Origin of the sequence: Halorubellus sp. JP-L1 (genome assembly GCF_011440375.1) — an archaeon.
Classification (GTDB): Archaea; Halobacteriota; Halobacteria; order Halobacteriales; family Natrialbaceae; genus Halorubellus.
Window position 1 is genome coordinate 244,102 of sequence record NZ_JAAOIR010000005.1, and the last position, 24,348, is coordinate 268,449.

The window sequence follows — 24,348 nt, forward strand, 5'->3', positions numbered from 1 at the left end:
CTTCGCAACGCCCTTTCTTCGAGAACCCGGTCGGTAGCGACGGGTCCGTCCCGAAACGAACCGGGAGGAACGCTCCCGCTGTGAGAGTCGAGTCGCTGCTCCTACTCCGACGCCAGCCCGCCCGTCCCCGGCTCTTCCCCCGCCGTCGTCGCCGCCAGCGGCAGTCGGACGGTGAACACCGCACCACCCTCGGGGCGGTTGCGGGCGTCGACGCTGCCGTCGTAGGACTCCACGATCTCCCGGACGAGGTAGAGCCCGAACCCGGTGCCGGGCGACTCGAACCCCTTCTCGCCCTTCTCGAACAGCGCGTCCCGCATCGACTCGTCGATCCCCGGACCGTCGTCGGCGACCTCGACGACCGCCTCGTCGCCCTCGACGCGGACCGACACCTCGACCGTCGGCGACGGCGAGTCGTTGTGCTGGACCGCGTTCGACAGCAGGTTCTCGAACACCTCCGGGAGCAAGTCGTTCCCCACGACCGCCACGTCCGGGCCGCGGTCGTACGCGACCGTCACGGCTTCGTACGCCCGCCACGCCTTCTCCACCTCCGCGGCCAGCACCTCCGACAACACCACCGGCTCCGTCTGCTCGCCGGGTTCCTCGGTCAACACCTGCATGAACGACCGCATCGTCTCGATGAGATCCACCATGTCCCGGACCCGCGACTGCACCGTCTCCAGGTGATCCGCGACCTCCGGGTCCACGTGCCCGGAGAGCAACCCCGCGCGCGCCTCCACGACGTTCATCCCGTTCAGGAGGTTGTGCCGGATCATGCGGTTCATGAACTCCAGTCGCTCCCGTTCGTGCTCGAGTTGCTGCTCGCGCTCCCGGCGCTCGGTCATGTCCCGCGTCACCTTCAGGAACCCCCGCAGTTCCCCGTCGTCCTCGCGCAGCGCCGTGATCGAGACGTCCGCCCAGAACCGCGACCCGTCCTTGCGCACGCGCCAACCCTCGGTCTCCGTGCGTCCCCGCTCGCGGGCCTCCGCGAGCAACGCCTCCGGCTCGCCGTCCTCGCGCGCCGCCTCGGGGTAGAACGTCCGCACGTGCTCGCCGACGACCTCGTCGGCCTCGTACCCCTTGATCTGGCGTGCGCCGCGGTTCCAGGACGCCACCTCGCCCGCCGCGTTCAACCGGAATATCGCGTACTCCTCGACGTCGCCGACGAGCGACTCGAACTGCTCACGGGTCTCCCGGAGCGCCTGCTGGCGTTCCGCCCGCCGCTGCGCCAGCTCGAGTTCGCTCCCGACCCAGCTCCCCATCAGCTCCACGACCGTCATCTCCCACTCGCCGACCGGCGGCCGCGGCTCCGGGTCGTAGAACGCGAGCGTCCCGTACAGCTCGCCGTCCGCGTACACGGGCATCCCGACGTACGACTCCACGTCGACGTCCGCGTGCGTCAGGCAACTCGTCAAGTCCGGCGCGTCGCGAGACAGGTGCTCGAACTGCTGCGTGCGCTCGGTCTCCACCACGCGCCGACACACCGTGTCCGACAGCGGGTACGTCTCGCCCTCCGCGAGCGGCCAGTCGCGCGGACTCGCCGCCCGCACGTGGAAGTCCTCGCCGTCGACGCGCGTCAGCACCGCGAACTCCGTCCCGAGTTGCTGGCGGCCGACGTCCATGAGCGCGCCGATGCGGTTCTCGACGGACGACGACCGGTCGAGAAGGGCGTCGTGGAGTTCCCGAAGCACGCGCTCGCGGGACTCCAGTTCCGCCGTCGTCTCCGTCTGATCCGTGACGTCCGTGTAGTGCTCGATGCGGCCGCCCTCGTAGAGGCCGGACTCGATCGGGCGACGCCGGTACTCGAGCCAGCGCTCCTCGCGGTCCTCGTCGGGTAGCACGCGACACTCGAAGCGCTCCTCGGTCGCGGCGACGTCGCCATCACCGTCGACGCCGCCGACGTCGGCGACGTCGTCCATCGCCCCGACCCGTTCCCGGAACCGCTCGGGGTCGGCCACCGCCGCCGCCGTCTCCGACAGAACGTCGGCGTGCGGGCGCCCGACGACGTCCTCGCGAGCCACCCCGAAGTACGTCTCGACGGCCTCGTTCACCCAGACGACCTCGCGGTCGTCGTCGACGATGAAGATCCCGACGTCGCTCGAGTCGAGGACGTCCTCCGTGAGCGACCGATAGCGTTCCTCGCTCCGCTCCAGCTCTCGCCTGTCGCGCGAGCGCATCACGCTATAGATGCCAATGAACGACCCGAGGACGAGCCCGATCGCGGCGTTGCTCGACGCCAGCACGTGATAGTTCGTGCCGTTCTGGAAGAACAACTGGATGCCGAGCACCCACGCCTGGAGCGCGAGCGCGGCGACGCTCACGACCAGACTCCACGTCGCCACCCGGAGGACGTGCCTGCCGCGCCAGTCGTTCGTGTACAGCCAGACGACGACACCGCCGAACGCGACGAGCAACAGTCCGGGGAACGAGACCTCGACCACCGAGACGAGCGCCGACGCGCTCTCGCTGACGACGTCGTCGTAGACGCCGTACACCTGCACGGCGGTGACGGTCGCACCGAGCGCGAGGAGCACGAGGACGCCGATGCGACGCTGGTGGTCGTCGCTGATGTCCATGTACGTTCACGCCGGACGACACAGCAAAGACGCGCCCCCTAACTCTCTAGGCCCGACGCTCAACTGAGCGGTCTGGTACCCCACGATCCCTGCGTCTCGGAGCCCCAGCAGTCCGGCGTCCCGGCGTCCGCCTTCGGTAGGGTTTTGCCGTCGCTCCCGCTGAGTTCACCCATGACAGCTTATCCGTCGATCACCGCGCAACTCGACGACCCGGACGCCGCTCGCGAGGAGGGCCGTCGGAAGATGGAGTGGGCGCGCCAGCACATGCCCATCCTCGAGGCGCTCCGCGAGGAGTTCGAGGCCAACCAGCCCTTCGCCGGGCAGCGCATCGCGATGGCGATGCACGTCGAGGCGAAGACCGCGAACCTCGTCGAGCTGCTCGCCGACGGCGGCGCCGAGGTCGCGATCACGGGCTGCAACCCGCTGTCGACGCACGACGACGTGTCCGCGGCGCTCGACGCGCACGACTCGATCGCGAGCTACGCCGTCCGCGGCGTCGACGACGACGAGTACTACGAGGCCATTGAGGCCGTCATCGACGTCGACCCGACGGTCACCGTCGACGACGGCATGGACCTCGTCGCCGCCGTCCACGAGGACTACCCGGAACTCATCGACACCATCCTCGGCGGCGCGGAGGAGACGACGACGGGCGTCCACCGCCTGCGCGCGATGGACGCCGACGGCGCCCTCGAGTACCCCGTGTTCGCGGTGAACGACACCCCCATGAAGCGGTTGTTCGACAACGTCCACGGCACGGGCGAGTCCTCGCTCGCCTCCATCGCGATGACGACGAACCTCTCCTGGGCGGGGAAGAACGTCGTCGTCGCTGGCTACGGTTACTGCGGGAAGGGTGTCGCCAAGAAGGCCAGCGGACAGAACGCGAACGTCGTCGTGACCGAAGTCGAGCCCCGTCGCGCGCTCGAAGCGCACATGGAGGGCTACGACGTCATGCCAATGGGCGACGCCGCCGAGATCGGTGACGTGTTCGTCACGACCACCGGGAACCGCGACGTCGTCGTCGACGAGCACTTCGAGCGGATGAAGGACGGCGTGCTCCTCGCGAACGCCGGCCACTTCGACATCGAGATCGACCTCGACGCGCTCGACGACAAGGCCGTCGACCGCTACGAAGCACGGGACGGCGTCGAAGCGTACGAGATGGCAGACGGCCGCCGCCTGAACGTCCTCGCCGAGGGTCGCCTCGTGAACCTCGCCGCCCCCATCGCGCTCGGGCACCCCGTCGAGGTCATGGACCAGTCCTTCGGCATCCAGGCCGTCGTCGTCCGGGAACTCGTCGAGAACGCCGACGACTACGGCCCCGGCGTCCACGACGTCCCCGACGAACTCGACAAGGAAGTCGCCGAGATCAAGCTGGCGGCGGAGGGCGTCGACTTCGACTCGCTGACCGACACGCAGGAAGAGTACATGGGGTCCTGGCAGCACGGGACCTAGCGACTCCGGTAGCATACGGCGTCCGCCAGGACGCCGTTTCTGGTGGTGAACTGACTCCGGTAGCATACGGCGTCCGCCAGGACGCCGTTTCTGGTGGTGAAGCGACTCTCCGAGCATACGGCGACCGCGAGGTCGCCGTTTCTTGTGGTGAACTGACTCCGGTAGCATACGGCGACCGCGAGGACGCCGTTTCTTGTGGTGAACTGACTCCGGTAGCATACGGCGTCCGCCAGGATGCCGTTTCTGGTGGTGCGGTCGCGTTCGGTCCCGTTTCGGTGGTCGCTCGGGCTGCTACGCACTTGCTTCACTTTCACCGCGCCATCCGGTGGTTTATGCGGGTTCGCGCGTACGGTGTCGGTATGAGCGCGAGTCGGAAGGGGAATCGTCGGGAGCGCGAGCTCGTGAACGCCCTCGACGAGGCGGGGTTCGCGGTGATGCGGGCGCCGGCGTCGGGGGCGGCGACGGACCGCGAGCTGCCGGACGTGCTGGCGGGAAATGGCGACGACTTCTACGCGATCGAGGCGAAGTCGTCGTCGGGGCGCCCGATCTACCTCGAGGGCGAGGAGGTGGAGGCCCTGGTGTACTTCGCGCGGAACTTCGGCGCGAAGCCCCGGATCGCGGTGCGGTTCGACCGCGAGGACTGGTTCTTCTTCCATCCGGGCGACCTCTACACGACGGACAAGGGGAGTTATCGCGTGAAGAAGGAGACCGCGCTCGCGGACGGCGTCGACTTCGCGGAACTCGTCGGTGACACGGAGCGGACGAGCATCGGCGACTTCGACGACTGACCGGCGGCGTCGGGACGCGAAGCGGCCGCGTCCGAGTCCGTCGTCTCGATACTGGGAACCGACAGGTTCTTTCTCGCGGTGGGTGACGAGAGCGGTATGACAGTCTTCGGGATGCTCAGGATCACGCCCGTGACGGACGACGACGTGACCGAGGAGGTCGCTGCGGCGGTCGACGCGCTGGAGGAGCACGACGTCGCCTACGAGACGAACGCGATGTCGACCGTCGTCGAAGCCGACGACCTCGACGCGCTCCTCGCCGCGGTCGGCGACGCGCACCGCGCCGTCGCCGGGGATCACGTGAACACGCTCCTCCAGATCGACGACGACCGTACGAGCGACATCACGGGTGCGGACAAGGTCGAGAAGGTCGAGTCCGAACTCGGCCGGGATGCAGCGAGCGACCGCGACTGACGACCTGACAGCGTGGCGAGCGACCGCGACCGATCACTCGCTCGCGACGGCCCTTGTGCTCGCGACGGCCCTTGTGCTCGCGACCGACTACTCGCCCGCGATCGCCTTGTTGCTCGCGACCGACTACTCGCCCGCGACCGCCTTGTTGCTCGCGACCGACTACTCGCCCGCGACCGCCTTGTTGCTCGCGACCGTGCGCGCCCACTCCTCGCGCCACTCGCCGACGCGCCCGACGAGGTCGTCGTAGCTGTACAGGAGCGGTTCCGGCGGTTCCTTCGCGTACTCCTCGAACACGTCCGGGACCGCGCCGTGGTCGGTGACGGGGAACGAGACGTTCAACTCGGCGAGTTTCCCCTGCGCGTCGGGACCGAGCATGAAGTCGACGAACGCCTCCACGAGCCGATCCCGGTCGCTGTCCGCGAACTTCCCGATGCCGCTGAGGTTCGTGTACCCGTTATCGCCCGGGAACGCGACCTGGTGCTTCTTCAGATCCGCGTCGCTCCGGTTCGCGTACACCTGGTCGGTCGAGAACGACGTGACGACGTTCGTCTCGCCGGACGTGAACGCGCCGTAGGACGCGCCCCACGAGTCGAGGACTGTCACGTCGTTGTCGAGCAAGCGCTCCCAGTAGTCGAGGTAGCCGTCTTCGCCGTACTCCTTGACCGTCCACAGCAGGAAGTAGAGACCGGTGTTGTCAGACTGCGCGTTCTGTACGGTCACTTCGCCCGCGAACGCGTCCGTGGTGAGGTCGTCGAGCGTCTCGGGGGCGTCGACCTCGTAGTCGTTGTAGACGAACGCACAGTACCCCGTGAACAGCGGGAGGACGCGGCCGTCGGGGTCGAACGTGTACCCGGACTTGACGGCGTCGTAGTTCGGGATGCGGTCGGTTCGAACCGACTCGAACAGCGGCTCGTCGAGTTCCTCGTCGACGCGAACGAGCTCGGGGACCTTCATGCCGACGTAGGCGTCGGCGCCGACGCTCGCGCCGTTCTGCTTCCGGAGGATGTAGTGGTCGAGCGCCTTCTCCTTCGTCTCGAACTCCAGGGTGACGTTCGGGTGGCGTCGCTCGAACGCCTCCTTGATCCACGGGCCGGGACTGCTGGAGGGCGCGTCGACGAACGACCCGTAGGTCGCGACCGTGAGCGTCCCCTCCAGCTCCTCGTTGGTCGTCGTTGACGCGGTCGACTGCGTCGTTCCTCCGTCAGCGGTGGCGTTCGCGTCCTCGCCGGTGTCCGTCGATCCCTCGTCGTCGCTCGTGATGCACCCGGCGAGTCCGAGCGCGACGAGCGAACTGCCGCTCGCGATGACGTCTCTGCGTTCCATACCGGGTGTTATCACCCGGTGGTTTGTAGTTGACTATTCGAGCCGGTCCGTCGCTCCGGGCGACGTCGACTCCGTCGGCGGGAGCGACAGCGTCTCCGTCAGCGGACCGTCGACGACACAGCCCGGGCCGAACGAGAGCTCGTCGAGCGCCGCGAGCGTCCGCAGCGAGTAGAGGCTGCGAGCGGCGTCGAACGTCCCGGCGTCCTCGCGCGGAATCACCCCGTACCACCCCAGCGGGTAGTTCCCCCAGGACTCCACGTTCGACGGCGGCACCGCCTGCGCGCCCAGCCAGTCCTCGAGGTCGCCGTCGAGCGCGACCCACGGTCGCGTCTCGAACGTCCGCCGGACCTGGTCGACGGGCGTCCAATCCGCGTCAGTTCGGCGAGCAGTCGGTTCGTCCACGTCGGCGACCGCACGAAAGCGGCGAGCGGTGTACTCGGTCTGGAGTCGCTTCCCGAGGCGGTGCTCGGCGGGCACCGAGGCCCAGAACCTGACGTACGCGGGATCCCACAGCGGCAGCCACCAGTCGAGGCCGAACCAGTCGTAGCAGCGCGCGTCCCCGTTCGTGAACGTCGCCATCCGCGTCGTCCACTCCCACTCCTCGTACGCCGGAATCGCGTCCCCGCCGGGGGCGTCGGCGTCGGCCGCGGTGGCTGCGCCCGCGCCGAGTCCCGCGTCCGCCCGGATGCGGTCCGCGAACGTCGCGCGACGTCGCTCGTCCTCGAACGCCCACAGCGAGTAGTGCTCGTCGAGGACGTGCGAGACGAACCCGTCCGCGTCAGGCGGCTCCGCGAGCCACGACGCCGGGACGCGCTCGCTCGGCGTCGCGACCGTGTGACCGGGACAGACGAGCGCGTCGTCGAGCACGCCCCGGGATTGCAGTTCCTTCACCGCCGGCCACTCGGCGAGGAACGGGAGCGCGTCACCGCCGAACGCGTACTCGTGGTAGTCGCGGCGTGCGGCGGAGTGATACCAGTCGTGCCAGCGCTCGGGCGTGTACTCGATGAACGCCCAGTCTATGCCGAGGGCGTCGGCGACGTCGCGACTCACTTCGACGTCAGCGTGGCCGTGCACGCCGAACGCGAACCCGAGGACGTCGACGCCGCGGTCGACGAGCGTCGCCGCGACGAGCCGCGAATCGACGCCGCCGCTCAGCGGAACGGCCACGCGGCGGCCGTCGGCGACGTCGACGACCCTGTCGAACACGCCCGCGAGGACGTCGTCCATCGCGTCCAGGAGCGTCGCTTCGTCGCCCTCGACGGCCGTCGTCGGCCGGTAGCGCGCGTAGCGCCGACGCTCGAACGACCCTGGGTCGGCTCGTGGGACCGCGACGACTTCGCCGGCACGAACCGCGGCGACGTTCGCGTAGACGGTCTCGCCGCGCGTCACGTACCGCGTCAGCGCGAACTCGCTCGCCGCGAGCGGGTCCAACTCGCGGTCGTCGCCCACGAGTTCGCGCGTGCTGTCGCCGACGACGATCGACTCCGACGTGTCGAAATACAGCGGTACGCTCCGCGCGTGGTCGCAGACGAGGAACACTGCGTCGTCGGTGTCGACGACGACCGCGTAGAACCCGTCGAGTCGCCGCGCCGTGGCGGCGACGGACGTGAGCGTTCGCGCGCTCGCGAACGCCGACGCGAGGTCCGCCCGGCGGCCGTCCGGCGTCCACGCTCGACCGCGGGCGGCTACGCCGTCGTCCGTCGACCAGCCCGGACCGAGCAGTCGCGTCGTCTCCATACCGGAGCGTTCGCTCCGGGTACGGAGAATCCTTCGGTCGACGGCCTTCGCGTGCGCTCGTCACCGACGAGCGCCGTCGCGCTCGCGGACGCGCTCCAGGCGCGACAGCGGGAACGAGTACGCGCGCAGGGACTCCGGGCGCGCCCCCTCGCGGGTTACGCGCACCGACGGGTAGACCGCCGCGACCACCGGGTCGCTCGCCGGATACGCCGCGTTCGTCTCGTAGCCCGCCACCGTCACGTTCCGGCCCGGGATCGTCACCTCGTCCGCGCGCCGCGGCGACACCGCGACCACCACGATCACGTCGCCCGTCTCCCGGTCCCGAACGCGGTCCCCGACCGCGAGCCGATGGCGCTCGCAGAGATGGGGCTCGCTCGCGCCCGGCGGCACCAGCGCGAAGTCGCCGCAGGACGCGCACGTCGAGGCGACGTAACTCGGCGGCGCGACCGAACCCGCGGTGATCTCCATCGCGACCCGCCGCAGGTGCTTGCAGCGCACCCCGCGGATGGCGTGGTCGGGGCACGTGCACCGGCGGTCGTTCACGTCGACGAGGTAATCGTTCCCGCTCTCGCTGTGCACCCGGTACTGGCCGCTCCCGATGCCCATCACGTCCATCGCCTCCGTGCGCGCCCGGAGCGACCGCTGGTCGAGGTCGCGCTCGCTCGGTGGCCCCGGCGGCGCGGTCCGGTCGTCGAACTCGTCGGCTCCTGACGCGGGTGTGTTTCGAGTGTGCGTCATATCTATTCCGGCGACGGCCGCTCGCAGCGGTCGTTCGCCGTCGACTAGAAACAGGGGTCGCAGTCGTTTGAATCCCTCGCACGCGCGAGCACGCACGAGAGCGGAACGCGTCCGGAACCAGGACAGCGGCGGCGTGCCGTCGCAAGAGACCGACGTCTTCAGGAATCTCCAGCCCGTACCCGGTCGTGATGGAGACCGTGGTCGAGGGAGTCGTCCTGCACGCCGGCCCGACGATCGGGCCGGCGGACGCCGCCGTGCTCGTGCTCGCGAGCGTCGCCAGCGCCGGCCTTGGCGGGCTCGCGCTCGCCGCGTTCGCTCGCCGCCGCACCAGCCCGTACCTCTTCGTCGCGCTCGCCGTCGCCGCACTCGCCACTCGGAGCGCGCTCGGCTGGCTCGGGATGGTCGGCGAGCTCTCGCCGACCACGCACCACACCGCCGAACACGGCCTCGACGTCGTCATGGTGGCGCTCGTCGTCGCCGCCGTCTGGTACGCCCGCAGCGTCCGCCCCACCACGTCCTGACCGCACGCGACCGCCGCCAGAACAACGACCGCCAACGAAACGCCTGCCGACAACATGATCGCATGACCGACACCAGAACGAGCATCGAACGCGCGATCGCGACCGCTCCCGGCGTCCACTTCAACGAACTCGTCCGCGACACCGAGTACGCGCCCGGCCAGGTCCAGTATCACGTCCGCGATCTCGTCGACGCCGGCGTCCTGGCCCGCGAGGAACTGTTCGGCCGCACGCACTACTATCCGCCCGAGTACGACGCGTTCGAACGCCGCGTCCTCGCGCTCGTCCGCCGCGAGACGACGCGCGACGTCCTGCTCGCGTGCCTCGACGACGACCCGAACCGCCCCGCGGCCGTCGCCGAGCGCGTCGGCATCGCCCGAAGCACCCTCGAACACCACGTCGGCAACCTCCAGACCGCCGGCGTCCTCGAGAAGCACCGCGACAGCCGCGGCCGCGTCACCCTCGCACTCGCCCGCCCACAGCGCACCCGCGACCTCCTCGAAACCGTCGAACCGAGCGTCCCCGCCCGTCTCGTCGATCGCTTCACGCGCCTCGTCGACGACCTCCTCGCCGCCGAGTGACGCGAGCGCGGTAGTCGACGCCGGCGACCGCGACCTGTAAGCACAACTGACTACACCCCCTGGCTCGCTCGTATAGGCAAGTAGATGACTCGCGCGTTGCGGACGTACGTCGACTACCGGGTCAGTGTCGCCTTCGTCGGGTCGGTCCTGAAGTACCTCGCCGTCGCGCCACTGTTCCCGCTCGCGGTGGCGCTCTACTACGGCGAGGACCCGCTCCCGTTCGTCGCGACGATCGCGGTGATGTTCGCGAGCGGCGCGGTCCTCGAGCGCGTCGACGGCGCAGGCACCGACGACGACCTCGGCAACAGGGAGGCGTTCCTCCTCGTGGGTCTCGCCTGGCTCGTCGTCCCGATCGTGGGGACGACCCCGTACCTCGTCGCCGGCAATGGGACCGTCGCGATGCCCGTCAACGCGCTGTTCGAGAGCATGAGCGGGTTCACGACGACGGGCGCGACGGTCCTCGGCGAGATCTCCGTCGACCGCCACGGCCACGGGATGCTCATGTGGCGCCAGCTCACGCAGTGGATCGGCGGCATGGGGATCCTCGTCCTGATGGTCGCGATCCTCCCCGAGCTCTCCGTCGGTGGCGCGCAAGTCATCAATCAGGAGGCACCCGGGCTCTCGCTCGACAAACTCACGCCACGCATCCAGAAGACGGCGCGCGCGCTCTGGGTGATCTACGCCGGCTTCACGCTCCTCGCCGCCGCCGTCTACTTCGCGCTCCACCTGGCCGGCGTCGCCCCGAACATGGACCTCTACAACGCCGTCGCGCACGCACTCACGACGCTCCCGACCGGCGGGTTCTCGCCGCAAGCCCGGAGCGTGGAGGCGTTCACGCCCGCCGTCCAGTGGGCGGTGATGCCGTTCATGCTCGTCGCCGGCACGAACTTCGCGCTGTTCTGGTACGTCCTCAAGGACGGCCCCCGCCGACTGATGGAGAACGCCGAGTTCCGGTCGTACCTGCTCGCCATCGTCGGCTTCGGCGCAGTCGTCTCGGCGCTGCTGTTCGCGGGCGTCGGACTCAACGAGGTCCCGGCGAACGTCGACGCCATCCCCGGGAACGCCGAGAACGCTCTCCGACAGGGATTGTTCCAGGTGCTCGCGATCGTGACGACCACGGGCTACGCGAGCATGGACTTCAACACCTGGGACCCGTCCGCGCAGACGATTCTCCTGTTCGCATACTTCCTCGGCGGGTCCGCGGGCTCGGCCGCCGGATCCATCAAGATCGTTCGCTGGGTGCTCGTGAAGAAGGCCGTCCTCCGGTCGCTGTTCACGTCCATCCACCCGGACGCCGTCAGACCCGTCCGATTCCAGGGCGACGCCGTCGACGAGGAGACGATCCTCGACGTCCTCGTGTTCGTCCTCCTGTTCCTCTCGCTGTTCGCGCTCTCGACGATCCTCCTCTACCTCGACAGCCTCCGCACCGTCGACGTCTCGCTGACCGGACTCGAAGCGATGAGCGTCGCCATCGCCACCCTCGGGAACGTCGGCCCCGGCTTCGGCCCCGTCGGCCCCATGGACAGCTTCCTGCCGTTCTCGAACGCCTCGAAGCTCTACATGGTGTTCCTCATGTGGATCGGCCGCCTCGAAGTCGTCTCCGTCCTCGTCATCCTCACCCCGTCGTTCTGGCGGTCCTGACCCCGCCGACCCAGCCAGACCACCCCTCGCCTCGCACGCACCCGGCCGAGGTCCCGGACCAAACGCCCAAGCCCGTCCCCGACGACGTAGCGCCCGTGACCGCGACCCTCCCGCGGCGAATCGCCGTCGGTGACCGACCGAGAGCGGCCGGCTTCGGCCTCCTCGCCGCCCTCCTGGCCGCGGCCGCCGCGGCGAGTCTCCGGGTCCTCGACCCGACGGCACTGCTCGGCGTGACACCATCGTTCCTCGCGGCCGCCGTCGGCGGCAGCATCGCCGCCGCAGTCGGCCGCTACCGCGGCGGCGTCCTCGCGGGGATCCTCGCCGCCGCACTCCCCGTGTTCGCCGTCGACGCCGCGACGGTCGCCGTCCGCGACCCCGTCACGCTCCAGCTCGTCGCTCGCGCCGCCGCGAGCGCCGCGTGGTATACCACGGGCGTCGCCGTCCTCCTCGCCGGCCCACTCGGATACGCGCTCGGCGCGCTCTCGCGACCGGACCGCGACCGCACCGTCTCGTGGCGGTCGCTCCGACCGCACTGCCGAGTCGCACCCGAGCAAGCGACGCCACTCGCCGCCTGGATCGCCGTCGCGCTCGGGACGACCACAGTCGCGACCGCATTCTCGCTCCCGCTTCCCACCTCGCCGACTGCAGCGTCCCCCGTCCCCGCCGCAGCCGCCCTCGCGGTCGCCGCCGACCTCGGCCGGCGCGCTCCCCGCGCACTCGCGTCCGCCGTCGCCGGCTGTGTCGGCGTCACCGTCGCCCTCCACCTCTACGCGCAGAACTTCGTCGTCCTCGGCCCGAACGCCCTCGACGTCCCAACGCTCGACGCCCTCGCACTCTTCCTGACACTCGGCTTCCTCGCCGGCGCCCCCCTCGGCCTCGTCGGCTACATCATCGGCCGCACGCTCGCCCACTGACCGCTCCCGATCCTCGAACCGCACCGCACCGTCCCGCACCGCGGCCTCGCGGCCGTTGGCCGCTCGGCACCGAGGCAGTTTGCCGCTCGCCAGAGGCGAGCGTTCGTCCGAGGGCGGAACCGCACGGCACCGTCCCGCACCGCGGCCTCGCGGCCGTTGGCCGCTCGGCATCGAGGCAGTTTGCCGCTCGCCAGAGGCGAGCGTTTTCCTGCCTCGCTTTCCTCGCTTTCGACACGCGTACCACGCAGTACAAGAAAGCCGAGTCCCTACCGGCGCGCATGGATCCACGAGACGGTCGCGGACTCGATCGGCGCGAGTTCGCGAAGGCCGCCGTCGCCATCGGTGGGGCGAGCGCGCTCTCGGCGTGCCTCGACCGACTTCCGGGCGGCCGCGAGATACCGACGGGTGGCGACCCGAGCTCGCTCCCCGACCGACAGCACGCCTGGAGCGAGCGCATCCCGAACGACGACCACGGCAACGACGTCATGCCGCGGCATCACGTCCTTCTCTACCTCGACTACGCCGGCGACGGCACGCCAACCGCGAACGAGCGCGAGACCGTCGAGACCGCGCTCCAGAGCCTCGAACGCGCCTACGAGCACTCGAACGACGGCCTCCTGTTCACGGTCGGGTACTCGCCGTCGTACTTCGACCGATTCGAGGACTCGCTCCCCGAAGCCGTCGACCTGCCGGCGCCAGAGCCGCTGTCGTCGTTCGAGGACCCCGCGTTCGACGAACAGGACGTGCTCGTCCACCTCGCGAGCGACCACGGCGACGTCGTCCTCGAAGCCGAATCGGCGTTGCTCGGCGAGCGCGACGCCGCGAACGACCGCGAGATGGACGCCGACCTCGTCGGCGTTCTCGAGAAGGCCGACCGCCGAACGGGCTTCATCGGGAACGGCCTCCCGACCGAGCACCACGCCGACGAGGACGTCGACGGCATCCCCGACGATGCCGACATCGACGAGGAATCGCCGCTGTTCATGGGGTTCAAGTCCGGGTTCACGAAGAACCAGGCGACCGAGGACCGCGTCACCATCCAGACCGGTCCCTTCGAGGGGGCGACCACCCAGCACGTCTCGAAGATCCGCCTCCGGCTGGACGACTGGTACGGCGAACAGGACCGCGACGACCGCGTCGCCGAGATGTTCTGTCCCGCGCACGCCGAGAACGACGTCGTCGAGGGCGTCGGCGAGAACCTCGGCGACGGCACGAATGTCAACGAGTGCCCCGCGGACCTCGACGAGACTGCCCAGGAGTACGGGCGCGTCGGCCACAACCAGAAGACAGCCAACGCTCGCGACGACGACGACAATCCCATCATCCTCCGCCGTGACTTCGACTCCACCGACGGCGGCGAAGCCGGTCTCCACTTCCTCGCCGTCCAGCGCGAGATCGGCGACTTCGTCGAGACGCGCGAAGCGATGAACGGCACCGACGCCACCGAGAACCCCGCCATCCGCCAGCGCGTCAACAACGGCATCCTCGAGTACACGTTCGTCCGCCGCCGCGGCAACTTCCTCCTCCCACCACGCCGGCACCGAGCACTCCCGACGCCCCGGCCCGAGTAGCGACGTCCCGCACCGACGAGTGGCGAAGTCGGACGCGACCTCCAGCCCGGACCCGCACCGCAGCCTCGCGGCCGTTGGCCGCTCGGCATCGAGGCAGTTTGCCGCTCGCCGGAGGCGAGCGTTTGCCTGCCTCGCTTTCGACCGATAAACCACAATCCGCTTTTGAGTGAGTCCCCGAGTCCCCGTATGGACAGACGCACGTTCCTCCGCGCCGGTGGCGTCGCGAGCGCTGCCGGCCTCGCCGGCTGTTTCGGGCTGCTGGAGACGCGGTCGGCGCGCTCCCCGCCGGTCCTCTCGGACCGCCCGGACGCGGTGTACTTCCCGACGCACGTCGAGGGCATGCAGATGGGCGGCATGGGGAAGTCCGGGGACTACGCGGCGATGGCGATGTACTCGTACCCGCATCGGTTCTGGAACGTGAACGGGACGACCGTCGAGCAGACGCCGATCGAGGAGGGCGACGACGCGCACATAATGGTGAACGTGTTCGACCCCGAGACGAAGCGGGTGCTCCCGGACGCGGGCGTCAGCATCGAGATCACGAGCGACGGCGAGAGCGTCTCCCAGGAGACGATCTACCCGATGCTCTCCCAGCCGATGGCGTTCCACTACGGCGCGAACTTCGACCTCGGCGACGTCGACGCGGCGACGCTCACCGTCGACGTCTCCATCGGTGGCGTCACGGGCAGCGGCGTCACCACGACCGGCGACTACGACGGCCGATTCGAGGAGGGCGCGACGATCCCCCTGGAACTCACCTATAGCCAGGCCGAGAAGCAGGGGATCTCCTTCCGCGAGACCCCCGAAAAGGCCGGGGAGCGCACGGCCCGGAAGCCCATGGAGATGGACGCTCCGCTCGGCGTCGCACCGGCACCCGGCGACCTCCCGGGGCGCGTGCTCGGCGACCCCGCGAACGGCGAGCCCAGGAGCGGCGACGCCGTGTTCGCGGCGACGGTCGTCGACGCCGACCGCTTCGACGGCCGGTACCTCGCGGTCAGCCCGCGCACGCCGTACAACGGCTTCGTCATCCCGCGCATGGGGATCGCCGCGACCGTCGACCGCGACGGCGAGACCGTCTACGACGACAGCCTCGGCCGCACGCTCGACCCCGAAATCGGCTATCACTACGGCGCACCCGTCGACGTCCAGTCCGGCGACGAGGTCACGCTCTCCGTGACCACGCCCGCGCAGGTCGCACGTCACGAGGGCTACGAGACCGCGTTCCTCGACTTCGAGGACGTCACGCTCACCGCCTGACGCCAGGCACGCACCAGCCGACTGCCACCTCGGCGGTTCGCCCAACGCCGAGAGCGAGTTAGACACCCTTTTGTTCCCACCGCGGTTGAAGCCGAGTATGGACCGTCAGGACTGGATCGAACTCGTCGTCTCCATCGGAGCCGTACTCGTCATGCTCGCCGTCATGGTCGTCATCGGCACGACGTACGGCGACGCGCAGGGCATCCTCACCGCCGAGGGCGGGTTCGTGCTCGCCGGTGCCGTCATGTTCTTCGTCTTCTTCATGGTCGGCGTCGGCTACGCCCTCGCGTACTTCGGGAAGCCCGACGACGAGGACGAGAACGGCAACGCAGTCTAAACACCGACTCCAGTCCGGTATCGATCCGTCTCGCGGCGTTTCGTTCGCGACCGATTCCTCCCGATCCGTTTCGTTCCGCCACTCTCGAGTCCCCGGGTCAGTCGCCGCTGGCGTCGACGCGCGCCTCGTAGTACCCCGTCGGGTGCGCGACCTCAGCGCAGAGGTCGTCCTTGTTCACGCAGTCGCCGTACGCGTCCATCGTCTCGCAGGACGGCAGCGGATACTCGACGCCGCGTTCGCCGGCGACCCGCTCCATCCCGTACCGTACGCGCTGCGCGAGCACCGGGTCCGTCTCCGCGGTCACGTCCAGTAACTCGAGGACAGCGGGAGCGTCCATCCCGATCGTCGCGCAGAACGAGCACAGCGAGAACCACGAGTGCGCGGGCAGTTCCTCGCCGTCGCGAGCGCGCTCCAGGAGCGCCTGCACGCACGGCGGGAACAGCTCCGGGAGGACGCGGTCGATGTCCACGGCGACGTCGATGTCCGCCAGCACCTCCTCGACCTGAGCGATGGCGGGAGCGAGCGCGTCCGCGATGGCGTCGGGCACCCCCAGCGGGAGCCCCTCCGCGACGCGGTCCTCGACGGCCTGCCGGAGGAGGACGAGCAGTTCGTCGCGGTCGACGGGCACGTCGCCGTCGGCGAGCGCCCGCCGGTTCAGTCGCCACGCGTCGCCGTCCAGCCCCGACGACAACCGGAGGTACGCGGTGACGTCCACGCGGAACGTCGTCGCGTCCTCCTCGACCGCCCGTACCGCGTCCGTGAGGTCGAACTCGTCGAGCAACCCGGGGAGCGTCACCTCGCCGGCGGACCCGTAGGACAGGTCGGCGTCCTCGGTGACGTCCGCGCGAACGCGCTCGATCGCCGTCGCCGCCTCCGCCTGCGCGTACGTCCGCGTCACCACGGGCTCGTCGACGAGCGACACCAACACGCGCGCGACCGGGTACGAGAGCAGTTCCGTGCGCGTCCGCCGACGCGGCGCCCCGACGTCGCCGTCGGTGAGCGCCGTCGTCACGCGCTCGACGGCGCGCTCGACCGCCGGCGCGTCCTCCCGAACGACGAGTTCTCCGAGGTCCACGGCGGCGGCGTCGACCGCCTCCCGCGCGCTCTCGAAGAACGGGTACCGCGCGTGTAACGCCTCCATGGAACCTCTTTACCGAACGCGGTGGAATAAGCGCGACGGTCCGTTCGTCGGTCTGGAAACCGACCGCTACCGGCGGCGCACCGTCGCTCGAAACCGGGCGTTTCCGTCGGTGATCCACTGCCTGCCAGCGGTAACGAGGACTTTACCGTGGGTGCTTCGCGAAAACCGGACACCTGCTGGAGGATCGGACGCGAACCGAGGATTCGTGCGCGGCAGTCTCGCCGTTCCTCGCTGGATTCCGCCGCCGGCTCGCGGTTGAACGGGCGACGGGGTTTACGGCACCACGCCCGCGACAGGGGGTATGCGACTGTTCGTGAGCGTCGACCTCCCCGACGCACTCGCGCCCGCCGTCGCCGACGTCCAGTCACTCGTCGCGGACGCCGCCGGCGTCGACCCCACCGACCCCGAACAGACACACGTCACGCTGCAGTTCCTCGGCGAGACGCCAGAGCACCGGCTCGACGCCGTCGCCGACGCCGTCCAGGCCGCGGTCGACGACGCGGACGTCGACCCGTTCGAGGTCGAGTACGGCGACCTCGGCGTGTTCCCGAGCCTCGACTACGTCAGCGTCGTCTGGCTCGGCGTCCGCGAGGGCGACCTCGAACTCGCCCGGCTCCACGAGGCCGTCGAGCGCGAGACGACCGCGCTCGGCTACGACCCCGAGGATCACGAGTTCACGCCGCACGCCACCATCGCTCGCGTCCGCCACGGCGGCGGCAAGGACCGCGTCCAGTCGGTCGTCGTCGAGGAGGAGCCGACCGTCGGCACCGCGACCGTCGACGAAGTCCGACTCACCGAGAGCGTCCTCACCGACGACGGCCCGCGCTACGAGACCGTTCGCTCGTTCGAACTCTGAGCCACGCCCGCACCGTTCGCACCGGCGTTCACCGCTCGGCGCCGTCGTCGTCCGAGGCGACGCGTCGCGCCGCGCCGGCGCCCAGGAGCGCCGCGACCCCGGCCAGTGCCCCGCCGACCGTGAATCCCGGGATCGACCCGCCAGCGTCACCGCCCGCGCCGTCGCCGGTACCCGTTCCGACGGCCTCCTTGCCGGCGAGGGAGAGCGGGCCGACGCCCTCCACGCCGAGCGCGACGTAGTCCCCGCACTCGGTCACGTCGCTGACGACGAACGTCTGCCCGGGCCTGAACTCGCGGTCCTCCGCCGCGATGTGGATCGTCGTCTGGAACCCCTCCGGGCTCTGGGACACTCGATCGATGATCGCGCCGTCGTGGGACTTCGTGTTCTGGATGTTCCAGTCGACGCCCGAGCAGTCCTCCAGTCCGGGCGTTCGCTCCGGCGAGTACTCCGTGGACTGGATGACGACGAACTGGCTCCCGTACGGCCCATCGAACTCGGGAACGTCCTCGATCGCCATCGTCGTCGTGATCCTCGCCCCCGTGTCGTCGTCGGTCGTCGTCTCCTCCTGCGCGCTCGCCGCGCTCGCGAGCGTCGTCGCTCCCACGACCGCGCTCCCGGTCGCGGCGAGCACGTGCCGTCGCGTCGTCGACCCCGCGCGGGACGGCCCCCGCGACGCGTCCCGCGGCCGACCGTCCGAACGCGTCCGACTCGACCGCATCGAGCGCTCGTCTCGTCGTTCCATGATAGCGACGACGCACTCGACACGGCTAACCGACGCACCTGCATCTGCGGGGTGTACGGACGACCGTCTCTCGATGGTTCGAAGGCCGTCTCTCGCCCCGACGCCCCCCGGCGTGCCGGCGCGAAAGGACAGCCCTATAAGGTCCGGTGCGGTAGTCCCGGCCACTATGAGCAAGAAGTCGAAGGCGAAGAAGAAGCGCCTCGCCAAGCTCGACCGACAGAACAGTCGGGTGCCGGCGTGGGTCATGCTCAAGACCGACATGGAGACCCAGCGGAACTACAAGCGCCGGAACTGGCGGCGTAACGACACGGACGAGTAACGATGAGCGCAGGAGACTTCGAGGAGCGCGTCGTCACCGTCCCGCTCCGAGACGCAAACGCCGAAGCGAAGCACAAGCGCGCCGACAAGGCGATGACGCTCATCCGCGAGCACCTCGCACAGCACTTCTCGGTCGACGACGACCAGGTCCGCCTCGACCCCTCGATCAACGAGAAGATCTGGGAGCGCGGCCGGAAGAAGCCGCCGAGCAAGATTCGCGTTCGCGCCGCGCCCTTCGACGTCGAGGGCGAGCGCGTCGTCGAAGCGGAATACGCAGAGTAACGGTGCTACGCACCGCGTTCGTCGGGTCGCCGTACGTCGGCGTGTTCGCTCGCGCGACCGACAGCGTGCTCGTCGTCCGGCAGGACGCCGACGACGAGCTCGTCGACGCGCTCGCCGAAGAGCTCGAGGTACCGGCAGTCGCGACCAACGTCGGTGGATCCGCGACCGTCGGGTCGCTCGTCGCGGGGAACTCGACGGGCGTCGTCGTCACGGGCCGCATCCGCGACCGCGAACGCAAGCGCCTGGAGGACGCGACCGACGTCTCGGTCGGCGTGCTCCCGGGGCGGCGCAACGCCGCGGGGAACGTCGTGCTGGCGAACGACACCGGCGCGTACGTCCACCCCGAACTCACCGACGAGGGGGTCGCGATCGTCGAGGACACGCTCGACGTCCCCGTCGAGCGCGGCGAGATCGGTGGCGTGCGGACGGTCGGGACGGCGGGCGTCGCGACGAACGACGGCGTGCTCTGTCACCCGAAGGCGACCGAAGCGGAGCTCGCGGCGCTCGACGACCACCTGGGCGTACACGCGGACGTCGGTACCGTGAACTTCGGCGCGCCGCTCGTCGGCTCCGGGCTGCTCGCGAACGACCACGGGTACGTGGTCGGCGAGGACACGAGCGGTCCCGAACTGACGCGCATCGAGCAGACGCTCGGGTTCGTCGACTGACCGCGAGGCGGTTCTTCTTCCCGCGCGACGCCGACCGGTGAGCGTCGCGGCTCGCGGTCACTCGCCATCGCCGACGCGGACCGCGGGACGCTCTCGTGCGGTCGCGAACGACTGGAACGCAGCGACGCGTGGCCGTGGGCCGTCGCCGGCTGCGGAGCCGATAGCGTCGCTGGCCGCGAGTCGGGGAGTGTCGCTGCTGACGTTGACGTCCCTGGTCGTGACGGAGACGACGTAGCCGTTCTGGACGCCGGGGTCGACGTGGGTGAGGGCGCCGGTGGCCTCGGCGTCGGGTGCGCCGTCGCCGTCGCTGTCCGCGACGTGATTCTGGAGGCTCCGGTCGAAGTGGAACTCGGCCTGCTGTTCGAACGTGACGGAGCCGGCGACGAGCGCGCCCCAGACGTCGACGCGCTTCCCGAGGCTGACGGTGCCGTCGTCGCTCTCGTCGCCCGGCCCGTAGAGGACGCCCGTGAACGTCGTCGGGTTCGACGAGGGGGCGTCCGCGAACGTCGCGCTACAGCCGGCCTTGCACGCGATCACGAACCCGTTCGACCGGTACGTTCGCACGCCCCCGTCGACGACTTCCACGGTCGCGCCCTCGCCGACAGTGAGCTGGTCGTCCGCGCCCGTGGAGTCGGCGACGAACGTCTGCACGCGGCCGTCGCCCGTCACGGTCACCGTCGCGTCGCTCTCGATACTCACGTCGTCTTCGACGGCGAGGACGACGTCGCCGTCGGTCGTGTCGAGCTCGAGCGTCTTCCCGGCGGGAACCGTGAGGTCGCTCAGGTGGTAGACGCCGCTCTCGAGGGTCGCGCTCCCGCCCGCGTACTGGATCCCGTCGCCGCTGACGGCCGCGGCGTCGTCGTTCGTATTGTACTCGTCCGCGGCCGCGACAGTCCGGTCGATGGTCGCGTCCAGCTTCGGGACCGACGGCAGGCTCGTACCGTTGTCCCACGTGCCGCCGATGCGTTCCGCGCGCTCGTCGTCGTCCCCCGGCTGGAGGCTCGTGGTCGGGCCGCTCGGCGTCGAGTTGTTCACGACCACGTCGCCGATGACGCAGTACTCGCCGCCGGTCCCGCAGGACTCCGAGAGCGACACCGTGCCCTCCGCGTACACGTCGCCAGCGACGCTCGCGCCGCTGGCCTGCACGGCGACGCTCCCGCGCGTGAACACCTCGCCGTCGTCGCCGTACGTCGGCTCGCCGGTCGCCCACGGCCCGTTCGTCGCGTCGTAGCTGTCGATGGACGCGTGCTTGGTCTGCAGGAGGAGGTCGCCGGAGGCCGCCGTCGAGAAGATCCCGCCGTAGATGCGGACGTCCTCGATCGCGAACTGGTTCGGGCGGACGCCCGCACCGAGGGGCGCGGTGACAGACGCGGTCTGCGTGCCGTGGTCGACGCTGTAGTCCGCGACGGTCCCGAACTCCTCCTGGAAGTAGCGATGCCACGCCTCGTAGTATTCGCTGCCCTCGACGGTGATCGTCACCTCGCGGACGTACTCGAGGTCGCCGGCGCCGGCGTCGGTCAGGCAGAGGTCGTCCTGGATGCCGTCGCCGGGCGGCCCTTCGGCGGTCGCGACGGCGTCTCCGCTCCCGTCGACGTCCCCGGTGACGTTCGTGACCGGGAACGAGACGGTGCGGATCGGGTGGCCGTTCATCGACTCGGTCCGGTAGTCGAGCGCGGGCGTCTGCACGACGGTCGTCCCGGACGGCGACTGCTTGAATACCGCGCCCGCCTGGTACGCGACGGTGGTGCCGGAGTCGTGCTCGGCGACGACCGTCCCGAGTTCCGTCTCCGCGGTACAGGCCGGCTTCCCGTTGAGCTGGACGCGCAGGGTGCCGTCGTTCACGACCGCGACGTCCCGCTCGCGGCCGTCCGCGAGAGTCACGCTGGCACTCGACCCGCTGCCGGTGTGCGAGAGCGACTGGAACGTCGCACCGGCCGACTGGAGCGACGTCTCGGCGTCCTCGATCGCGGACGCGTCCTGCATCGACCGCTTCGCGTCCATCCCCGCGACGAACAGGATTCCGGAGCCGGCGACGACCAGACCGACGAGGAGCACGAGGCCGACGACGGGCGCCACTCCCCGCGCCTGCGACCGCCCGCGAGCGGCTCCGACTGGAGACATGATAGTTACCAGTTGGCACAGCGATGGGGTTAGTTAGAAGCCGGCTAGTCGAACGCCGGCAGACCGGAATCGCGGCCATCGCCGAACGCAATCGTGGTCCTTCGCGAACGCATTCGAGCCCATCCGGGAACGCAATCGTGGTCCTTCGCGAACGCAATCGCGCCAATCGACGCCCGTCCGGCCGCGTCGTCGACCGCAGCCGCGGCCTACCCCCGCCAGACGCCCGTCTCTGCAGGACACCATCGCCGCGTCGCCCCCGGAAGCGCGCCGACCGGCCGGGACGGTGAAGTGAGAAGATTCTTCCCCCTCGGCGACCGATTCGGCTACATGAGTGAGTTTACTATCCGCGGTACGTTCCAGACCCACCGTGGGGAGCGAGCGTTCGAGACGACAATCGACGCGACGAACGAGAACGTCGCTCGCGAGCACACGTTCGCGAACTTCGGCGGCCGGCACGGCCTGAACCGTCAGCAGGTCGAGATCGAGGAGGTCGAAGCACAATGATGGGCGGTGGTGGCGGCGGCGGCGAACTCCAGCAGCTCTCCCAGGAACTACAGGCGCTCGAAGAGGAGATCGAGGAACTCGAGACGGACGTCTCGGACCTCCAGGCGGAGAAGACCGAGATCGACGAGGCCATCGAGGCGCTCGAGACGCTCGAGACCGGTTCGACGGTGCAGGTGCCGCTGGGCGGCGACGCGTACGTCCGCGCGGAAGTCCAGGACCTCGACGAGGTCGTCGTCGGCCTCGGCGGCGGGTACGCGGCCGAGCAGTCCGAGGGCGACGCGATCGAGACGCTCGAGAACAAGAAGGACGCGGTCGACGACCGCATCGAGGACGTCAACGACGAGATAGACGACCTCGAGAGCGAGTCCAGCCAGCTCGAGCAGAAGGCCCAGCAGATGCAGCAACAGCAGATGCAGCAGCAGATGCAGCAGATGCAGCAGCAGGAAGGCGACGACGAGTAAGCGACGAGGATGTTCGATAGCCTGAAGGAGAAACTCGGGAGTTTCCGCGAGGACGCGGAGGAGGCCGCCGAGGAGAACGCGGAACCGGTCGACGACGAAGACGTCGAGGCGGATGACGTCGAGGCGGATGACGTCGAAGCGGCCGACGTCGAAGCGGCCGACGACGAGGCCGGTGTTCCCGAGACGTCGACGGACGCGTCGGACGCGGACGCGGTCGGCGCGGGCGACGCAGAGGCGTCTGTCGACGCGGACGCGGTCGGCGCGGGCGATGCGGACGCCGACACCGACGCCGACGCGGATGGCTCCGACGACGAGGACGACGAGTCGAAGTCGACGGGGTTCGCGCGGAAGGCGAAGTCGCTGGCGACCGGGAAGTTCGTCATCGAGGAGGAGGACCTCGAGGGCCCGCTCCAGGAGCTGGAGATCGCCCTGTTGTCCTCTGACGTCGAGATGAACGTCGCCCAGCAGATCCTCGACAACATCCGCGAGGACCTCGTCGGGGAGACCCGGAAGTTCACGGAGTCCACGGGAAGCGTCGTCGAGGAGGCGCTCCGGAACGCGCTGTACGATGTCATCAGCGTCGGCCAGTTCGACTTCGAGGCGCGCGTCGAGGACGCCGACAAACCCCTCGTCGTGATCTTCACGGGCGTGAACGGCGTCGGGAAGACGACGACGATCGCGAAGATGGCGCGCTACTTCGAAGAGCGCGGGCTGTCGTCGGTGATGGCGAACGGCGACACGTACCGTGCGGGTGCGAACGAGCAGATCCAGTCGCACGCGGACGCGCTCGACACGAAGCTCATCAGTCACGAGCAGGGCGGCGACCCGGCGGCGGTCATCTACGACGCCGTCGAGTACGCGGAAGCGAACGACGTCGACGTCGTGCTCGGCGACACCGCGGGCCGCCTCCACACGAACGAGGGACTGATGGACCAGCTGGAGAAGATCGGTCGCGTCGTCGGCCCGGACATGACGCTGTTCGTGGACGAGGCGGTCGCGGGCCAGGACGCGGTCCAGCGCGCGAAGCAGTTCGACGACGCCGCGGAGATCGACGGCGCGATCCTGACGAAGGCGGACGCGGACTCGAACGGGGGCGCCGCCATCTCGGTCGCGCACGTCACCGGGAAGCCCATCCTGTTCCTCGGCGTCGGCCAGGGGTACGACGACCTGGAGCGGTTCGACCCCGACCGGATGGTCGACCGGTTGCTCGACGTCGCGTAGTCGACTGCCGGCTCGACGCCGCGTAATCGACTGCCCGTTCGACGTCGCGTAGTCGACTGCCCGTTCGACGTCGCGTAGTCGACTGCCCGTTCGACGTCGCGTAGTCGACTGCCCGTTCGACGTCGCGTAGTCGACTGCCCGTTCGACGTCGCGTAGTCGACTGCCCGTTCGACGTCGCGTAGTCGACTGC

Annotated in this window: 25 protein-coding genes; 17 read left to right on the plus strand and 8 right to left on the minus strand. The window is 69.7% G+C overall.

Annotated features, from left to right (window positions below; genetic code table 11):
* Positions 1-101: 101 nt before the first annotated feature.
* Positions 102-2,573, minus strand: a complete 2,472-nt coding sequence (locus tag G9C85_RS18180) for a PAS domain S-box protein (RefSeq protein ID WP_166042592.1) — start codon at positions 2,571-2,573, stop codon at positions 102-104.
* Positions 2,574-2,744: 171 nt separating this feature from the next.
* Between G9C85_RS18180 and G9C85_RS18185 the strand changes: the two genes are divergently transcribed.
* Positions 2,745-4,028: an adenosylhomocysteinase gene (locus G9C85_RS18185; RefSeq protein ID WP_166042593.1), complete on the plus strand. Its 1,284-nt coding sequence runs from the start codon at positions 2,745-2,747 to the stop codon at positions 4,026-4,028.
* On the opposite strand, the gene G9C85_RS18190 is transcribed toward G9C85_RS18185, so the two are convergent.
* Positions 4,025-4,336, minus strand: a complete 312-nt coding sequence (locus tag G9C85_RS18190; protein ID WP_166042594.1) for a hypothetical protein — start codon at positions 4,334-4,336, stop codon at positions 4,025-4,027. The two genes, G9C85_RS18185 and G9C85_RS18190, sit on opposite strands and share 4 nt — an antisense overlap.
* Positions 4,337-4,387: 51 nt before the next feature.
* Between G9C85_RS18190 and hjc the strand changes: the two genes are divergently transcribed.
* Both hjc and G9C85_RS18200 read left to right on the plus strand, forming a co-directional pair.
* Positions 4,388-4,816: a Holliday junction resolvase Hjc gene (gene hjc, locus G9C85_RS18195; protein ID WP_166042595.1), complete on the plus strand. Its 429-nt coding sequence runs from the start codon at positions 4,388-4,390 to the stop codon at positions 4,814-4,816.
* Between the two features lie 96 nt (positions 4,817-4,912).
* Positions 4,913-5,227, plus strand: coding sequence for a thiamine-binding protein (locus G9C85_RS18200; RefSeq protein WP_166042596.1), 315 nt, complete (start codon positions 4,913-4,915; stop codon positions 5,225-5,227).
* Between the two features lie 159 nt (positions 5,228-5,386).
* Here G9C85_RS18200 and G9C85_RS18205 read toward each other — a convergent pair whose 3' ends face one another.
* From G9C85_RS18205 to G9C85_RS18215, 3 genes are read right to left on the minus strand one after another with little or no spacing between them, the layout of a single operon-like run.
* A complete protein-coding gene (locus tag G9C85_RS18205; protein ID WP_166042597.1) occupies positions 5,387-6,550 on the minus strand; it encodes a thiamine ABC transporter substrate binding subunit in 1,164 nt (387 codons plus the stop codon).
* A 33-nt stretch (positions 6,551-6,583) separates the two neighbouring features.
* Complete coding sequence (locus tag G9C85_RS18210) at positions 6,584-8,287, minus strand: asparagine synthase-related protein (protein ID WP_166042598.1); 1,704 nt, start codon at positions 8,285-8,287, stop codon at positions 6,584-6,586.
* A 60-nt stretch (positions 8,288-8,347) separates the two neighbouring features.
* A complete protein-coding gene (locus G9C85_RS18215; protein WP_166042599.1) occupies positions 8,348-9,025 on the minus strand; it encodes an SWIM zinc finger family protein in 678 nt (225 codons plus the stop codon).
* 188 nt (positions 9,026-9,213) lie between these two features.
* Between G9C85_RS18215 and G9C85_RS18220 the strand changes: the two genes are divergently transcribed.
* From G9C85_RS18220 to G9C85_RS18250, 7 genes are all read left to right on the plus strand, one after another.
* Positions 9,214-9,546, plus strand: a complete 333-nt coding sequence (locus tag G9C85_RS18220) for a hypothetical protein (protein ID WP_166042680.1) — start codon at positions 9,214-9,216, stop codon at positions 9,544-9,546.
* 62 nt (positions 9,547-9,608) lie between these two features.
* Positions 9,609-10,124, plus strand: coding sequence for an ArsR family transcriptional regulator (locus tag G9C85_RS18225; protein ID WP_166042600.1), 516 nt, complete (start codon positions 9,609-9,611; stop codon positions 10,122-10,124).
* 84 nt (positions 10,125-10,208) lie between these two features.
* The gene (locus tag G9C85_RS18230) at positions 10,209-11,765 is read left to right on the plus strand and encodes a TrkH family potassium uptake protein (protein ID WP_166042601.1); all 1,557 of its coding nucleotides are present in this window, start codon (positions 10,209-10,211) and stop codon (positions 11,763-11,765) included.
* A gap of 95 nt (positions 11,766-11,860) precedes the next feature.
* Positions 11,861-12,679 (plus strand): hypothetical protein, encoded by an 819-nt coding sequence (locus tag G9C85_RS18235; protein WP_166042602.1) that lies wholly within the window; start codon positions 11,861-11,863, stop codon positions 12,677-12,679.
* 278 nt (positions 12,680-12,957) lie between these two features.
* On the plus strand, positions 12,958-14,250 hold the full coding sequence (locus G9C85_RS18240; protein ID WP_166042603.1) for a Tat pathway signal protein: 1,293 nt from the start codon (positions 12,958-12,960) through the stop codon (positions 14,248-14,250).
* A 186-nt stretch (positions 14,251-14,436) separates the two neighbouring features.
* A complete protein-coding gene (locus G9C85_RS18245) occupies positions 14,437-15,507 on the plus strand; it encodes a twin-arginine translocation signal domain-containing protein (protein ID WP_166042604.1) in 1,071 nt (356 codons plus the stop codon).
* Between the two features lie 97 nt (positions 15,508-15,604).
* On the plus strand, positions 15,605-15,844 hold the full coding sequence (locus tag G9C85_RS18250; RefSeq protein ID WP_166042605.1) for a hypothetical protein: 240 nt from the start codon (positions 15,605-15,607) through the stop codon (positions 15,842-15,844).
* Positions 15,845-15,941: 97 nt separating this feature from the next.
* Here G9C85_RS18250 and G9C85_RS18255 read toward each other — a convergent pair whose 3' ends face one another.
* Positions 15,942-16,985 (minus strand): DNA primase large subunit PriL, encoded by a 1,044-nt coding sequence (locus G9C85_RS18255; RefSeq protein WP_166042606.1) that lies wholly within the window; start codon positions 16,983-16,985, stop codon positions 15,942-15,944.
* Positions 16,986-17,286: 301 nt separating this feature from the next.
* On the opposite strand from G9C85_RS18255, the gene thpR reads away from it, so the two are divergent.
* Complete coding sequence (thpR, locus tag G9C85_RS18260; protein ID WP_166042607.1) at positions 17,287-17,841, plus strand: RNA 2',3'-cyclic phosphodiesterase; 555 nt, start codon at positions 17,287-17,289, stop codon at positions 17,839-17,841.
* Positions 17,842-17,869: 28 nt separating this feature from the next.
* Here thpR and G9C85_RS18265 read toward each other — a convergent pair whose 3' ends face one another.
* On the minus strand, positions 17,870-18,583 hold the full coding sequence (locus tag G9C85_RS18265; protein ID WP_166042608.1) for a hypothetical protein: 714 nt from the start codon (positions 18,581-18,583) through the stop codon (positions 17,870-17,872).
* Between the two features lie 166 nt (positions 18,584-18,749).
* Between G9C85_RS18265 and G9C85_RS18270 the strand changes: the two genes are divergently transcribed.
* Genes G9C85_RS18270 through G9C85_RS18280 form a run of 3 tightly spaced genes read left to right on the plus strand, consistent with a single transcriptional unit; the run spans position 18,750 to position 19,851 of the window.
* On the plus strand, positions 18,750-18,902 hold the full coding sequence (locus tag G9C85_RS18270; RefSeq protein ID WP_166042609.1) for a 50S ribosomal protein L39e: 153 nt from the start codon (positions 18,750-18,752) through the stop codon (positions 18,900-18,902).
* A gap of 2 nt (positions 18,903-18,904) precedes the next feature.
* Positions 18,905-19,183, plus strand: coding sequence for a 50S ribosomal protein L31e (locus tag G9C85_RS18275; RefSeq protein ID WP_166042610.1), 279 nt, complete (start codon positions 18,905-18,907; stop codon positions 19,181-19,183).
* Between the two features lie 2 nt (positions 19,184-19,185).
* The gene (locus tag G9C85_RS18280; protein WP_166042611.1) at positions 19,186-19,851 is read left to right on the plus strand and encodes a translation initiation factor IF-6; all 666 of its coding nucleotides are present in this window, start codon (positions 19,186-19,188) and stop codon (positions 19,849-19,851) included.
* Positions 19,852-19,908: 57 nt separating this feature from the next.
* On the opposite strand, the gene G9C85_RS18285 is transcribed toward G9C85_RS18280, so the two are convergent.
* Positions 19,909-21,972 (minus strand): hypothetical protein, encoded by a 2,064-nt coding sequence (locus G9C85_RS18285; RefSeq protein WP_166042612.1) that lies wholly within the window; start codon positions 21,970-21,972, stop codon positions 19,909-19,911.
* Between the two features lie 327 nt (positions 21,973-22,299).
* Between G9C85_RS18285 and rpl18a the strand changes: the two genes are divergently transcribed.
* The 3 genes from rpl18a to ftsY are packed head-to-tail and all read left to right on the plus strand — an operon-like array spanning position 22,300 to position 24,158.
* Complete coding sequence (rpl18a, locus tag G9C85_RS18290; protein WP_166042613.1) at positions 22,300-22,476, plus strand: 50S ribosomal protein L18Ae; 177 nt, start codon at positions 22,300-22,302, stop codon at positions 22,474-22,476.
* Positions 22,473-22,937, plus strand: coding sequence for a prefoldin subunit alpha (gene pfdA / locus G9C85_RS18295; protein WP_166042614.1), 465 nt, complete (start codon positions 22,473-22,475; stop codon positions 22,935-22,937). Before rpl18a ends, pfdA begins: the two co-directional genes overlap by 4 nt.
* 9 nt (positions 22,938-22,946) lie before the next feature.
* On the plus strand, positions 22,947-24,158 hold the full coding sequence (gene ftsY / locus G9C85_RS18300) for a signal recognition particle-docking protein FtsY (RefSeq protein WP_166042615.1): 1,212 nt from the start codon (positions 22,947-22,949) through the stop codon (positions 24,156-24,158).
* Positions 24,159-24,348 lie beyond the last annotated feature (190 nt).

Bases quoted from the DNA above. Each gene is read 5' to 3' on its own strand.
- G9C85_RS18180 (WP_166042592.1), bottom strand. From the start codon at position 2,573: ATGGACATCAGCGACGACCACCAGCGTCGCATCGGCGTCCTCGTGCTC.
- G9C85_RS18185 (WP_166042593.1), top strand. From the start codon at position 2,745: ATGACAGCTTATCCGTCGATCACCGCGCAACTCGACGACCCGGACGCC.
- hjc (WP_166042595.1), top strand. From the start codon at position 4,388: ATGAGCGCGAGTCGGAAGGGGAATCGTCGGGAGCGCGAGCTCGTGAAC.
- G9C85_RS18200 (WP_166042596.1), top strand. From the start codon at position 4,913: ATGACAGTCTTCGGGATGCTCAGGATCACGCCCGTGACGGACGACGAC.
- G9C85_RS18205 (WP_166042597.1), bottom strand. From the start codon at position 6,550: ATGGAACGCAGAGACGTCATCGCGAGCGGCAGTTCGCTCGTCGCGCTC.
- G9C85_RS18210 (WP_166042598.1), bottom strand. From the start codon at position 8,287: ATGGAGACGACGCGACTGCTCGGTCCGGGCTGGTCGACGGACGACGGC.
- G9C85_RS18215 (WP_166042599.1), bottom strand. From the start codon at position 9,025: ATGACGCACACTCGAAACACACCCGCGTCAGGAGCCGACGAGTTCGAC.
- G9C85_RS18220 (WP_166042680.1), top strand. From the start codon at position 9,214: ATGGAGACCGTGGTCGAGGGAGTCGTCCTGCACGCCGGCCCGACGATC.
- G9C85_RS18225 (WP_166042600.1), top strand. From the start codon at position 9,609: ATGACCGACACCAGAACGAGCATCGAACGCGCGATCGCGACCGCTCCC.
- G9C85_RS18230 (WP_166042601.1), top strand. From the start codon at position 10,209: ATGACTCGCGCGTTGCGGACGTACGTCGACTACCGGGTCAGTGTCGCC.
- G9C85_RS18240 (WP_166042603.1), top strand. From the start codon at position 12,958: ATGGATCCACGAGACGGTCGCGGACTCGATCGGCGCGAGTTCGCGAAG.
- G9C85_RS18245 (WP_166042604.1), top strand. From the start codon at position 14,437: ATGGACAGACGCACGTTCCTCCGCGCCGGTGGCGTCGCGAGCGCTGCC.
- G9C85_RS18250 (WP_166042605.1), top strand. From the start codon at position 15,605: ATGGACCGTCAGGACTGGATCGAACTCGTCGTCTCCATCGGAGCCGTA.
- G9C85_RS18255 (WP_166042606.1), bottom strand. From the start codon at position 16,985: ATGGAGGCGTTACACGCGCGGTACCCGTTCTTCGAGAGCGCGCGGGAG.
- thpR (WP_166042607.1), top strand. From the start codon at position 17,287: ATGCGACTGTTCGTGAGCGTCGACCTCCCCGACGCACTCGCGCCCGCC.
- G9C85_RS18265 (WP_166042608.1), bottom strand. From the start codon at position 18,583: ATGGAACGACGAGACGAGCGCTCGATGCGGTCGAGTCGGACGCGTTCG.
- G9C85_RS18270 (WP_166042609.1), top strand. From the start codon at position 18,750: ATGAGCAAGAAGTCGAAGGCGAAGAAGAAGCGCCTCGCCAAGCTCGAC.
- G9C85_RS18275 (WP_166042610.1), top strand. From the start codon at position 18,905: ATGAGCGCAGGAGACTTCGAGGAGCGCGTCGTCACCGTCCCGCTCCGA.
- G9C85_RS18285 (WP_166042612.1), bottom strand. From the start codon at position 21,972: ATGTCTCCAGTCGGAGCCGCTCGCGGGCGGTCGCAGGCGCGGGGAGTG.
- rpl18a (WP_166042613.1), top strand. From the start codon at position 22,300: ATGAGTGAGTTTACTATCCGCGGTACGTTCCAGACCCACCGTGGGGAG.
- pfdA (WP_166042614.1), top strand. From the start codon at position 22,473: ATGATGGGCGGTGGTGGCGGCGGCGGCGAACTCCAGCAGCTCTCCCAG.
- ftsY (WP_166042615.1), top strand. From the start codon at position 22,947: ATGTTCGATAGCCTGAAGGAGAAACTCGGGAGTTTCCGCGAGGACGCG.